Origin of the sequence: Nocardia sp. NPDC051833 (genome assembly GCF_040681225.1) — a bacterium.
Taxonomy (GTDB): domain Bacteria; phylum Actinomycetota; class Actinomycetes; order Mycobacteriales; family Mycobacteriaceae; genus Nocardia.
This window is the reverse complement of the sequence record NZ_JBFAYK010000001.1, coordinates 2,790,052-2,802,116: the sequence shown is the minus strand read 5'-3', so window position 1 is coordinate 2,802,116 and position 12,065 is coordinate 2,790,052. Positions and strand designations below refer to the sequence as shown.

General features: G+C 70.4%; 10 protein-coding genes. 6 read left to right on the top strand and 4 right to left on the bottom strand.

Annotated elements, in window-relative coordinates:
• Nucleotides 1–10: 10 nt before the first annotated feature.
• Nucleotides 11–724 (bottom strand): SDR family oxidoreductase, encoded by a 714-nt coding sequence (locus AB0L91_RS12695; protein ID WP_365009546.1) that lies wholly within the window; start codon nt 722–724, stop codon nt 11–13.
• A gap of 105 nt (nt 725–829) precedes the next feature.
• Here AB0L91_RS12695 and AB0L91_RS12690 point away from each other — a divergent pair, with 105 nt between their 5' ends.
• Nucleotides 830–1,456 carry a helix-turn-helix domain-containing protein gene (locus tag AB0L91_RS12690; protein WP_365009543.1) on the top strand — a complete coding sequence of 209 codons (627 nt, stop codon included), beginning with the start codon at nt 830–832 and terminating at the stop codon, nt 1,454–1,456.
• Between the two features lie 13 nt (nt 1,457–1,469).
• Here the strand turns inward: AB0L91_RS12690 and AB0L91_RS12685 are convergent, their stop codons facing one another.
• Nucleotides 1,470–2,441, bottom strand: a complete 972-nt coding sequence (locus AB0L91_RS12685) for an EamA family transporter (protein ID WP_365009541.1) — start codon at nt 2,439–2,441, stop codon at nt 1,470–1,472.
• Nucleotides 2,442–2,543: 102 nt separating this feature from the next.
• On the opposite strand from AB0L91_RS12685, the gene AB0L91_RS12680 reads away from it, so the two are divergent.
• Nucleotides 2,544–3,044: a MarR family transcriptional regulator gene (locus AB0L91_RS12680; RefSeq protein WP_365009538.1), complete on the top strand. Its 501-nt coding sequence runs from the start codon at nt 2,544–2,546 to the stop codon at nt 3,042–3,044.
• A gap of 9 nt (nt 3,045–3,053) precedes the next feature.
• On the opposite strand, the gene AB0L91_RS12675 is transcribed toward AB0L91_RS12680, so the two are convergent.
• Nucleotides 3,054–4,676, bottom strand: coding sequence for a SpoIID/LytB domain-containing protein (locus AB0L91_RS12675; RefSeq protein WP_365009536.1), 1,623 nt, complete (start codon nt 4,674–4,676; stop codon nt 3,054–3,056).
• A gap of 237 nt (nt 4,677–4,913) precedes the next feature.
• Here AB0L91_RS12675 and AB0L91_RS12670 point away from each other — a divergent pair, with 237 nt between their 5' ends.
• Complete coding sequence (locus tag AB0L91_RS12670; RefSeq protein WP_365009534.1) at nt 4,914–7,292, top strand: N-acetylmuramoyl-L-alanine amidase; 2,379 nt, start codon at nt 4,914–4,916, stop codon at nt 7,290–7,292.
• A 67-nt stretch (nt 7,293–7,359) separates the two neighbouring features.
• Here the strand turns inward: AB0L91_RS12670 and AB0L91_RS12665 are convergent, their stop codons facing one another.
• The gene (locus AB0L91_RS12665) at nt 7,360–8,196 is read right to left on the bottom strand and encodes an HAD family hydrolase (protein WP_355283597.1); all 837 of its coding nucleotides are present in this window, start codon (nt 8,194–8,196) and stop codon (nt 7,360–7,362) included.
• Between the two features lie 77 nt (nt 8,197–8,273).
• On the opposite strand from AB0L91_RS12665, the gene AB0L91_RS12660 reads away from it, so the two are divergent.
• Genes AB0L91_RS12660 through AB0L91_RS12650 form a run of 3 tightly spaced genes read left to right on the top strand, consistent with a single transcriptional unit; the run spans nt 8,274 to nt 12,063 of the window.
• Entirely contained in the window at nt 8,274–9,251 is a 978-nt protein-coding gene (locus AB0L91_RS12660; protein WP_355283594.1) for an ABC transporter permease, read from the top strand.
• Nucleotides 9,248–10,216, top strand: a complete 969-nt coding sequence (locus tag AB0L91_RS12655) for an ABC transporter permease subunit (RefSeq protein ID WP_355283591.1) — start codon at nt 9,248–9,250, stop codon at nt 10,214–10,216. The genes AB0L91_RS12660 and AB0L91_RS12655 overlap by 4 nt, the downstream gene beginning before the upstream one ends.
• The gene (locus AB0L91_RS12650; RefSeq protein WP_357341726.1) at nt 10,213–12,063 is read left to right on the top strand and encodes an ABC transporter ATP-binding protein; all 1,851 of its coding nucleotides are present in this window, start codon (nt 10,213–10,215) and stop codon (nt 12,061–12,063) included. The genes AB0L91_RS12655 and AB0L91_RS12650 overlap by 4 nt, the downstream gene beginning before the upstream one ends.
• The last annotated feature ends 2 nt before the right edge of the window (nt 12,064–12,065 follow it).

The window sequence follows — 12,065 nt, the reverse complement described above, 5'->3', positions numbered from 1 at the left end:
ACCCCGAAGGTCAGAACCCGATCTCTACCTCGACGGCGTCGCGCTCGGCGTACATCCGCCAGTACCTGGCACCGAGTTCGGCATTGCCGATGCGGGGCAGCACCAGGCCGTCGGGGATCAGTTCGGGATGCGCGTCGATCTCCAGCTGCACGGCGCTGTGCTCGATCAGCGCGCCGATCGCCAGCAGCCCGACGTAGACCCCGGTGCCGTCGAGCTCGGCGGCCAGCTGCCGGACATAGGCCCGCTGAGCCCCCAGCGCGACCCCCATATTCGCCAGGTAGGGCTGCAGATTCGCCTCCGAGGCGCCCGAGGAGAACAGCAGCGCGCCACGGCCGCGTGCGAGCATCCCCGGCAGCAACGCCCGGCCGAGCTCGATCGAGGAGTACACCTTGAGCGCGAACGGCAGCTCCAGCGACCGCCGGTCGACCGCCCTGGTCGACTCGGCGCGGATCGACATCCCCGCGGCCGCCGCGTGCACCGCCACCTCGATCGGCCCCAGCTTCTCCTCGACCCGCGCGACGACCTCGGTCAGCTGCGCGGAATCGGTGATGTCGGCCGCGAACGGCTCGGCCTCGACGCCGTCGGCGCGCAGGGCCGCCGCGCGTTCGGCGGCCGCGGCCGGGTCGCGGCCGATCACCGCGACCCGAAAACCGTTGCGGCCGAACTCCCGTGCCGTCCCGGCGCCGAGACCTGGTCCGTATCCGAAGATCGCGAGCGTGCTCATCCGACTACCTCACTAAGTTGAGTGCTAGTTCAAGTTTTCGCAAGATAGCACCAAGTTGAACCTATGCTCAAGATAATTGGCAGCGGTGATTTGTAGGATCGGCGAATGCCCGAGGACAAGCCGTTGCGCAGCGACGCCAAGCGCAACCGCGACGCGCTGGTCACCGCGGCCCGCGAGCTCTTCGAGGAACGCGGCCTCGACGCCCCGCTCAAGGACATCGCCGCCCGCGCGGGCGTCGCGATCGGCACCCTCTACAACCGCTTCCCCACCCGCGACGACCTGATCGCCGCCGCCGTCGCCGACCGCGTCGAGGCGGGCACCAGGATCGCCGAGCAGGCGCTCGAGCTCACCGATCCGTGGGAGTCGTTCACGGTCCTGGTCGAGCGGATCTGCGAGCTCCAGGCGAGCGACCGCATCCTCGGCGAACTCGCCCTGCGCAACCCGCCGAGCGAGGCGCTGGCCCGCGCGCGCGAGCACGGGCACGGCCTGATGCGCCGGATCATCGAGCGCGCCCAGGCCGCAGGCGCGCTGCGGCCGGACTGGACGCTCGAGGACATCGCCTTCATCACCTGGTCGCACACGAGCGTGGTCGCCGCGACCGCGACCGTCGCCCCCGACCTGTGGCGCCGCAACCTCGCGCTGATCCTGGACGGCCTGCGCGCGAAAGCCGCGCACCCCCTGCCGGTTCCGGCCCTCACCGAGGACCAGTTGATGCAGGCGATGCGCGGCTGACGGTTCGCTTGTCTCAGCGCGCGGCCGAAACCGTCTCCGGCGCCGGCAGAACCGCGATCTTCGTGATGACTCCGGTCCGCGCGGCGCCCACCGTCGACGCGGCTTCCGGCGCGGCCTTCGGCGGAATCTGGCCGAGCACGGTGCCACCCAGCGCGATGGCCAGGCCGAGGACCTGCAGCGGAGTCAGCGCCTGACCGAGCGCGATCCAGCCGATGACCGCGGCCGACATCGGGCTCAGCAGTCCGAGGAAAGCCACCGACGTCGCGGGCACCCGCGAGATCCCGCGGAACCACAGCCAGTAGGCCAGCGCGGTGCCGATGACGCCGAGGTACAGGTAGCCACCGATGGCCTGCGCGTCCATGGCGGGCGGCGCGCCCTCGATCAGGACGGCGAGCGGCAGGATGAACAGACCGCCCGCGGTCAGCTGCCAGCCGGTCATCGCCAGCGGACCGACGCCGTCGGGACGTCCCCACTTCTTGGTCAGCACGGTGCCCGCCGACATCGACGCCGCGCCGGCCAGCCCGGCGACGACACCGATCGTGTCCAGCTCGGCATTGCCGCGCAGTACCACCAGCGCCACCCCGAAGACGCCGATCAGGCCCGCGAGCACCTTGCGCCGGGTCGGCGCCTCGGACAGCAGGACCGCGGCGAAGCCCAGCGCGATCATCGGCGCCACCGCGCCGAGCACCCCGGCGACCCCGCCCGGCAGCCGGTAGGCCGCCAGGAACAGCAGCGGGAAGAACGCGCCGATATTGAGGATGCCGAGGACGGCGGCGCGACCGAGCCAGATGCCGCGCGGCAGCACCCTGGTCAGCGCCAGCAGCGCGAGACCGGCGGGCAGCGCGCGCATCAGCGCGGTGAACAGCGGCCGGTCCGGCGGCAGGAATTCGGTGGTGACGGCGTAGGTGGAACCCCAGACGATCGGGGTGAGAGCGGTGAGTGCGAGGGTGCCCGCGTAGCCGGTCGGGCGAGTTGCCGTCGTCATGTTCACTCCTGATTGATAATCTCAACATTGAAATATCTACCCGGCGGGATGCCTCATCGTCAAGTAGATGAACGTTAAGATTTTCAATAGAGAGGGATACGCATGCGGGACGCCATCGATCTGATCACCGAGCACTGGGAGATCCAGCGACCCGATGTCGATGTGTCACCGATGGCGATCGTCGGCCGGATCACCCGGCTCTCGCGCGTCCTCGAACAGGACCTCAAGCGCTTCTTCGCCGGTCACGGCCTGGAATTCTGGGAGTTCGACGTGCTCGCGACACTGCGTCGCTCCGGCGGCGACACCGGGCTGACCGCGGGCTCGCTGAACCGCGCCGCGATGGTCACCTCCGGCGCGATCACCAATCGCATCGACCGGCTGGCCGCCAAGAACCTGGTCCGCCGGGTGCCATCGGCCGACGACCGCCGCTCGGTCTTCGTCCAGCTCACCGACGAGGGCAGGGAGCTGGTCGACCGCCTGCTGCCGCTGCACATGGACAACGAGCAGCGCCTACTCGCGGCACTCGGCGCCGACGACCGAGACCAGCTCGCCGGACTCCTGCGCACCCTGGCCATCGGACTGGAGGACACCACCCTCGACTGACCCCGGGCGCTACTCGCCGTCGTGGATTCCCGGCGCGATAGCCGGGCCGTGGGGCACGACGGCTGGGTTCTGCGACCCGACAGCGGGAGCTTGCTGATCGGTAGCGGGATTCACCGAACCACGCGGTGCGGCAACAGGATTCGCGGGACCGAGTGGCGTGGCAGCGGGATTCGCCGGACCGTGCGGCGCGGCGACCGGATGCGGGGGAACGGCGGGATTCGCCGGACCGTGCGCCTGCTCCGGTGATGTACCGAGGACCGGCGCTCCACCCGCGGCGGCCTGAGCAGGCGCACCGGGCTGCGTGCCCGGCGCGACACCCGAGGGCGCGGTGCCCTCCGGCGTCGTCACCTTCGGCTGCCCCGAGGCCGACGGCGGCAGCTGATCGCCCACTTCCGGCACCAGTTGCAGCAGCGTCGAGAAGTCGACCACCTGGGCACCGAGCGTCTTGGTCGCCACGATGACACCGTTCGTGTACAGCCGATACGTGCCCGCCCGCTGCGGCAGGATCATCTCGGGCCCGATCGGCGCGCCGATGGTGCTCTCCGGACCGCCGATCCGCCGGTACTCGGTGTCGATCGCGGTCTCGCCCGCCAGCGCTTCGATGGTCGGATCGGGCCTGGTCGGCGCGGTGGGAGCGGTGGGGGCCGGTGCGGTTTCGACGAGATCGCCGGGCGCTGGGCCGACGGCGAAGGTCTCGATGTCGGCCGGGCGGCCACCGTCGGGCGCGGCGGAGTACTCCGAGCGCAGGATCAGCCCGTCGCGCAGCAGCACGGTGCCCGCGGTCGCCGCGACGGCCTCGGTGGTGCGCGAATCCTCCTTCACCGTCCCCGGATACACCTGGCAGTCGGTGGTGTCGCAGGTCTGCGCGTAGTCGTAGCGGTTCTCGGCGAGCGCGTAGGAGCGGGCCGCGATGGCCTGCGCGCGCAGCGCCTCGAACGCGCCCTGATCGGCCCAGTTCGCCTGCATCTCGGCGGGCAGCACACCGGCGAGATAGTCGTCGAGATCGACCTGGTTGACGGTCCGGTACGCGCCCCCTTCCAGCGCGACACCGAGCGCGCCGCGATAGGCGGTACCGCCGCACAGCGTCAGGTGTTCGGCGGCGGGCCTGCCCGGCGCCGGATCGAGCGGATAGACGAACGGATCGTCGGTCGCGGCCTGCCACAGCACTTCGCCGTCGCAGCCCGTGGTCACCACGACATTCGCGCCGCCGTCGGGCAGCGGGGTGAGGTGGGCGGCCTCGCCCGGCCCGATCATCCGGCCCGCGACCTGCGCGCCCGCGGCGGCGAAGGTGTCGAGGGTGGCGTCGTCCTGGGCTTGCAGCCGGACCCCGATGGTGAGTGGCCCGACCTGACCGAGGTCGGCGCCCGGGTAGTAGTGGCCGAGGATCTCCTCGGCGGACCGGCCCTCCCTGGCGCTGTCGAACGCGCCCACCTGACTCATTCCGCGTCCGTGGCCGGCGCCGACGGTCGGGGCGACCTGGCCGGGCAGGATCTGCCACAGCCCGAACGCGCCGGTCAGCGCCAGTGCGGTGCCACCGACCAGTACCGGCAGCGGCGCGGTCTTGATCATCGGCACGGCGCGGCGCCGGGTGCCCCTGCGGGTACTGCGGTTGATCTTGGTGTCCGCTCTCATACTGCGCTCCCACGGTGTCGCGGTTCGACCGGCGGAGCTCGCGTCGGCATGTCGTCGTGGCCGAGCGGGTTCCGAAGGCTACATTCGAGCAATCACATAATCCTCAAGTTGAGGTTTAGATGTGTGACGTATGTTAACTAGTGTGGTGTGTGAGGCACGAGGAAGCAAGCATCACTTGCCGGTGATGACCCCGATGCCACCAAGGTCTACGAGCTCGACCCTGATTGGAGAAGGCACGTGCGATATCGAAAGCCGAAACGTTCCTACGTGCTCCCGGTGGTCACCACGCTCGCCGTCGCCGCACCCGTCGGCGCGTTCGCGCTGAGCGATTCGACCGACTACCGCAGCACCAACGACTCCCAGCTCGCGGCGGTGCCGACCCAGCTGGCCGAGGTCGCGCTGACCGCCGTCCCCGACATCACGGTCCCGCTGCGCGAACTGACCGGTCTCGACCTGCCCGATCTGCACCTGTCGGATCTGCAGATGCTGCCGCTGCCGACCTCGATTCCGGTGCCGCCGGGATTGCCCGTTCCGCCGGGCGTGGCGCTGCCCACCGAGATCCCGCTCCCGGCGATCCCGACGAAGGCGCAGCCGACCACCACGACGCCCGCGCCAGCCCAGCAGGGCAACGCGCCCGCCGCGCGTCCGCCGGTTCCGAGCACCTCGGTCCCGACCGCGCCGCCCGCCGCGCCGCCGACGACGACGACGGCCGCCCCGGCGCCGATCGCGCCCGCAGCCCCCGCGCCAGCAGCCCCGGCGCCCGCAGCTCCGGCGCCCGCACCGGCGGCTCCGGCACCGGCCGCACCCGCGACCACGCCCCCGGCGGGCGCGCCGGTCGTCCAGCACCGCCCGAGCGGGATGAAGTTCATCGCCGATCCGGCCAACCTGGAACCCGGCACCACCCCCGAGACCCCGGCCCTGTCGCCCGGAGCGGTCGGGCCCGACCTGATCGACCAGGTCGGCGCGCAGGTCAAGGAGCTCACCCAGGACACCCCGTTCAGCATGGTCGCGGTCACCGCGCGCGATCTGGTGAACACCACGACCAAGCTGCGCGCCCGGCAGCTCGACGGGAATTGGGGCCCCTGGTACGACGCCGATCCGGTCGACACCAGGGCCACCGACCAGACCCCCGCCGACGCGCCGACCGGCACCGAGCCGATCTATGTCGGCGAGACCACCGCGGTGCAGATGCTGGTGACCCGCAAGCCGGTCGCAGGCCCCGACCACAGCGATCCGGCCCACCTCACCGAGGCCGCGCTCAAGGCGATCCTGATCAACCCGGGCCGCGCCGCCATCGACGCCGGACTCACCGACGTCGCCGCCGCGCTGCCGGGCGGTGGCCCGAAGGTCATCACCCGCGCGCAGTGGGGTGCCGACGAGTCGATCCGCTGCCAGGAACCCACCTACGACGACGGCGTCGGCGGCATCACCGTGCACCACACGGCCGGTCGCAACGACTACAGCCGGGCCGAGTCGGCGGGCATCGTCCGCGCGATCTACGCCTACCACGCCGAGACCCTCGGCTGGTGCGACATCGGCTACAACGCCCTGGTCGACCAGTACGGCCAGATCTTCGAGGGCCGCTACGGCGGCCTCGACCGGGCGGTGCAGGGCGCGCACGCGGGCGGGTTCAACGAGAACACCGTCGGGGTGGCGCTGATGGGCAACTACGAGACCGAGACGCCGAGCACCGAGTCGATCAACGCGATCGGCAAGTTCGTCGGCTGGCGGGCCAAGCTCGCGGGGATCAACCCCAAGGGCCACACCACCATGTACTCCGAGGGCACCGAGTTCACCCCGTACGCCCAGGACGAGGCGGTCGACCTGCCGACGGTGTTCGCGCACCGCGACGTCGGCAACACCGACTGCCCCGGTGACGCGGCCTACGCCCTGATGGACCGCATCCGCGGGATCGCCGCGGGCAACAGCACCTACTCCTCCCCCGCGACGCCGGAACGGCCGCCGAGCCAGCAGGCCCGCGCGCCGCAACAGCAGGAGCAGGAACCGCAGCAGGGCAACATGGCCGAACTGGGCGCGCTGGTCGACAAGCTGCTCGGCCTGTCCGGCTCGAACGAGATCGCCAGGCACTGGGTGAGCCGCGGCGGCGTCGACGGTCCGCTCGGCGCGCCGAAGTCGGATCTGCTGTCCGGCGCGCAGGGCCGCCAGTACGCGAAGTTCGCCAACGGCTACATCTTCTCCGGGGAGAACGGCGCGGTCTTCGAGGTGGTCGGGGCGATCCTGGACCGCTACCTCAGCCTCGGCGGCGACTCGGGCGTGCTCGGTCTGCCGACCGGCAGCGCCTACCTGGTGCCGGACGGTCTGCGCACGGACTTCCAGAACGGCTCGCTGGTGCTCAACGAGCTGACCGGCATCGTCACCACGTTCTGGAAGACCTACAACGAGACCTACAAGGCCGAGATGGAGGGCATGAACGGCACCAAGCCGGAGCAGGCGCCCGCCACCACCGCCCCCACCTCGACGGTCCCCGCGGCGCCCGCCGCTCCGGCGCCGACCGAGCCGCTCGCCCCGCAGGTCCCGGCCGAACCGCAGTCCGTCCCCGTGGAACCGGCACCGGCGCAACCGCCGGTCGCCACCGAACCCGCCCCGGCCGGCTAGCCCCCGGTCACGGCGAAGAACAGCCGGTGCGCCTCCTCGTGAGGGCACCGGCTGTTTATGTCGCGGGTCAGTTCCACCAGCGTTCGAGCACCATGGCGACCCCGTGGTCGACATTGCTGCCGGTGACCTCGTCGGCCGCCGCGCGGGCCTCGGGATGCGCGTTGCCCATGGCGACGCCGTGCCCGGCCATCGTCAGCATCGGCACGTCGTTGGGCATGTCGCCGAAGGCCACGATCGACCCCTCGTCGATCCCGAACCGCCGCGCCACCTCGACCAGCCCCGACGCCTTGGTCACCCGCGGCACCGCGATCTCGATCAGCCCGCTCTCGGTGGAGTAGGTGATCTCGGCGCGGTCCCCGACCAGCGGGGCGAGCGCGGCGCGCATGTCCGAACTGCGGGCCGAGCTGAGCCGGATCAGCATCTTGATCGCGGGCGAGTCGATGACCTCGGCATGCGAGACCACGGTGTCGTCGGGGTTGAGCCAGGCGTGCTCGTAGGTCGGCGAGCTGACGAACTGCGGGGTGGCCGCGTCGTGCGCGCTGGCGCCGACCCGCTCGGTGGCCAGCCCGCAGCCGGGGAGCGCGTGCTCGGCGAGCTCGGCCAGCCAGGCGAGGGTGTCCACGTCGAGGGTGTGGCTCGACAGGATCCGGTCGGTCGCGCTGTCGTAGATGACCGCTCCGTTCCCGCACACCGCGAGCGGGGCGTACCCCAGCTCGCTGACCACCGGGTCGATCCAGCGCGGCGGCCTGCCGGTGGCGAGCACGAAGGTGACACCGTCGTCGACGAGCGCGGCGACGGCGGCCTTGGTGCGGGCCGAGACCTTGTCGGCGTCGTCGATCAGCGTGCCGTCGACGTCGGTGGCCACCAGCTTCGGTTTCGGGTGCAGGGGCGTCATCCATTCCATCCTGCCGCACGTCGCCACGCGGGGACGGCGGACTGTCCTTATGATCAGGGCCTGATTACCCGATCCAGAGGGGACTGATGACCGGCTTCTTGTTGCGGCGCACGCTCAACTACATCGTGCTCCTGTTGCTGGCCTCGTTCCTGACGTTCAGCCTCGCATCCCTCACGTTCAACCCGCTCGAGAGCCTCGAGCAGCGCAATCCGCGCCCGCCACAGTCCGTGATCGATGCCAAGGCCGAGCAACTGCACCTCGACGAGCCGATCCCCCAGCGCTATCTCAGCTGGCTCGGCGGCGTCGTGCAAGGGGATTTCGGGACGACGCTGGCCGGGCAGCCGGTGAGCGAGGAGCTGGGCAGGCGGGTGGCGGTGAGCCTGCGGCTGCTGATCCTCGGATCGGTGATCGGCACCGTGCTCGGCGTGCTGATCGGCGCGGCGAGCGCAATCCGGCAGTACAAATTCAGCGACTACTTCGCGACGGTGGTCTCACTGCTGATCATCTCGACGCCGGTGTTCCTGCTGGCCACGCTGCTGAAATACGGTGCGCTACAGATCAATACGGCCACCGGGACGCAGATCTTCCTCTACACCGGCGAGACCTCGGCCACCCAGGTCGTCGGCCTGTGGAACCAGTTCGTCGACCGCGCACAGCATATGGTCCTGCCGACCCTGGTGCTGGTGCTCGGCGCCGCCGCCGGATACAGCCGCTACCAGCGCAATGCCATGCTCGACGTGTTGCAGAGCGATTTCATCCGCACCGCCCGCGCCAAGGGCCTCTCGCGCAACCGCGCGCTCTACAAACACGGACTGCGGACCGCGCTCATCCCGATGGCCACCCTGTTCGCCTACAGCCTGGGCGGCCTGATCACCGGCGCCACCTTCGTGGAGAAGATCTTCGGCTGGCACGGCGTCGGTGAATGGTTCGTCGACGGCATCAATGCCCAGGACCTCTACATCGTCGTCACGATCGCGACCTTCGCCGGTCTGGTCGTGCTGGTGTCGGGTCTGCTCTCCGATATCGTGCTGGCGCTGCTCGACCCGAGGGTGCGTGTGTCATGACCGAAACCGAACTCATCGCCGTCGGCGCGCCCGAGGCCGCCGCGGCGGGCCGCCGCAAGCTGGTCTGGCGCCGCTTCCTGCGCAACAAGCCCGCGGTGGTCGGCGCGGTGATCCTGATCCTGCTGTTCATCCTCAGTTTCGCGCTGCCGCCGCTGCTGCCGTGGGACTACCAGCAGCTCGACTACAAGGCCCTGCTGAAGCCGCCGAGCGCCGAGCATCCGTTCGGCACTACCCAGATCGGCCAGGACGTGCTCGCCCAGACCATGCGCGGGCTGCAGAAGTCGCTGGTGATCGGTTTCTGCGTGGCGATCTTCTCCAGCATCATCGCCTCCACCGCCGGCGCGGTGGCCGGGCTGCTGGGCGGCTGGCCGGACCGGGCCATCATGTGGCTGGTCGACCTGCTGCTGGTGGTTCCCGCGTTCATCATCATCGCGATCTTCGCCCCGCGCACCAAGGGGTCCGGCTCGATCGCCATCCTGATCGTCCTGCTCAGCGTGTTCGGCTGGATGATCGCGGCACGCATCATCCGCGGCCTGACGATGAGCCTGCGCGAACGCGAATTCGTGCGCGCCGCACGCTATATGGGCGCGCCGACGCACAAGGTGATCATCAGCCACATCATCCCGAACATCGCCTCGATCCTGATCATCGACACCACGCTGGCCGTCGGCGCGGCGATCAGCGCCGAAACCGGGCTCAGCTTCCTCGGTTTCGGTGTGCAGCCGCCCGATGTGTCGCTGGGTTCGCTGATCGCGACGGGCACCAAGTCGGCACTGACCTATCCGTGGCTGTTCCTGTTCTCCGGTGGCCTGCTGATCACGATCGTGCTGTGCGCCAACCTCGTCGGCGACGGCCTGCGCGACGCCTTCGACCCGGGCGCTCGCGGCGCCCGCAAGGCGCGCAAGGAGGTCGCGGAGAAGAAGGACGAAGCGCAGGTGGAGTTGAAGAAAGCCGAGAAGCGATGACCTCGAACACGTCCACCGCGCCGCTGCTCGAAGTCACCGATCTGCGGGTCTCCTTCCCCGGTGAGGAAGGCCGCGTCGACGCGGTGCGCGGGGTGAACTACACCGTGGCCGACGGCGAGGTGCTGGCCATCGTCGGCGAGTCCGGGTCCGGCAAGTCGGTGTCGTCGCTGGCCGTGATCGGCCTGCTGCCCGAGCAGGCGCGCGTACAGGGTTCGATCCGGCTGCGCGGGCGCGAGCTGCTCGGCCTGGGCGACAAGCAGATGTCGAAACTGCGCGGCTCCTCGATCAGCATGGTCTTCCAGGACCCGCTCTCGGCGCTCACCCCGGTGTACCGGGTGGGTGATCAGGTGGCCGAGGCGCTGCTCGCGCACGGCACGATGCACCGCAAGGAAGCGGCCGAACGCGCGATCGAGCTGCTCGAGCTCGTCGGTATCCCCGACGCGCGGGCGCGGGCGCGGGCCTTCCCGCACGAGTTCTCCGGCGGCATGCGCCAGCGCGTGGTGATCGCCATGGCCATCGCCAACGATCCGGCGCTGATCATCTGCGACGAGCCGACCACCGCGCTCGACGTGACCGTGCAGCGGCAGATCCTCGACCTGCTGCGCAAGGCGCGCGACATCACCGGCGCGGGCGTCATCATGATCACCCACGACATGGGTATCGCGGCCACGATCGCCGACCGGGTCGCGGTCATGTACGCGGGCAAGGTCGTCGAGACCGCCCCGGTCGCCGAGCTCTTCACCGCGCCCCGGATGCCGTACACGGTCGGCCTGCTCGGTTCCATCCCGCGCATGGACGGCCCGCCGCGCCGCCCGCTGATCCCGATCGTCGGCGCGCCGCCCGCCATGCACGACCTGCCGCGCGGCTGCTCGTTCGCGCCGCGCTGCCCGGTCTCGATCGACGACTGCACCGCCGCCGAGCCGCCACTGGAGAAGGTCGCGCCCCGGCACTCGGTCGCCTGCATCCGCACCGCCGAGGTGGGCTCGGCGCAGTTGTTCGACGCCTACCGCAAGGAGATCGCCACCCCGGCGCAGCCGGAGGCGGTGGAGTCCGATGTCGTCCTGCGGGTCACCGACCTGGTGAAGACCTTCCCGCTCACCTCCGGGGTGATCCTGCGCCGCAAGACCGGCGAGGTCCGCGCGGTCGACGGCATCAGTTTCGCCGTGCGCGCGGGCCGGACCCTGGCCCTGGTCGGCGAATCGGGCTCGGGCAAGTCGACAACGCTGTCGCAGATCATGGACCTGGTGCGGCCGCAGTCGGGCAGCATCGAGGTGCTCGGCAACGATGTCGCGACCCTCACCAAGGCCCGCACCCGCGAGATCCGCCGCAAGATGCAGATCGTCTTCCAGGACCCGAGCGCCTCGCTCGACCCGCGCCTGCCGATCTTCGACGCGCTGGCCGAGCCGCTGCGCATCGACGGCCGCTCGCGCGAGGAGGTCAACCGCCGGGTGCCCGAGCTGCTGCGCCAGGTCGGGCTGCGGCCCGAACACGCCGACCGCTACCCGGCCGACTTCTCCGGCGGCCAGAAGCAGCGCATCAGCATCGCGCGCGCCCTGGCGCTGGACCCGCAGCTGCTCGTCCTGGACGAACCCGTCTCCTCGCTGGACGTCTCGATCCAGGCCGGCGTGCTGAATCTGCTGCGTGACCTGCAAGCCGAGCGCGGGCTGTCGTATCTGTTCGTCTCGCACGACCTCTCGGTGGTGCGCAATCTGGCCCACGACATCGCCGTCATGCTGCGCGGCAAGATCGTCGAATCGGGCCCGGCCGAACAGATCTTCGCCGATCCTCGGCACGAGTACACCCGCTCGCTGATCGCGGCCGTTCCGGAACCCGTCGTCAGCGGCTGATC

Excerpts from the sequence above, each read along its gene's own strand:
- AB0L91_RS12695 (WP_365009546.1), bottom strand. The coding sequence starts at position 724 with ATGAGCACGCTCGCGATCTTCGGATACGGACCAGGTCTCGGCGCCGGG.
- AB0L91_RS12690 (WP_365009543.1), top strand. The coding sequence starts at position 830 with ATGCCCGAGGACAAGCCGTTGCGCAGCGACGCCAAGCGCAACCGCGAC.
- AB0L91_RS12685 (WP_365009541.1), bottom strand. The coding sequence starts at position 2,441 with ATGACGACGGCAACTCGCCCGACCGGCTACGCGGGCACCCTCGCACTC.
- AB0L91_RS12680 (WP_365009538.1), top strand. The coding sequence starts at position 2,544 with ATGCGGGACGCCATCGATCTGATCACCGAGCACTGGGAGATCCAGCGA.
- AB0L91_RS12675 (WP_365009536.1), bottom strand. The coding sequence starts at position 4,676 with ATGAGAGCGGACACCAAGATCAACCGCAGTACCCGCAGGGGCACCCGG.
- AB0L91_RS12665 (WP_355283597.1), bottom strand. The coding sequence starts at position 8,196 with ATGGAATGGATGACGCCCCTGCACCCGAAACCGAAGCTGGTGGCCACC.
- AB0L91_RS12660 (WP_355283594.1), top strand. The coding sequence starts at position 8,274 with ATGACCGGCTTCTTGTTGCGGCGCACGCTCAACTACATCGTGCTCCTG.
- AB0L91_RS12655 (WP_355283591.1), top strand. The coding sequence starts at position 9,248 with ATGACCGAAACCGAACTCATCGCCGTCGGCGCGCCCGAGGCCGCCGCG.
- AB0L91_RS12650 (WP_357341726.1), top strand. The coding sequence starts at position 10,213 with ATGACCTCGAACACGTCCACCGCGCCGCTGCTCGAAGTCACCGATCTG.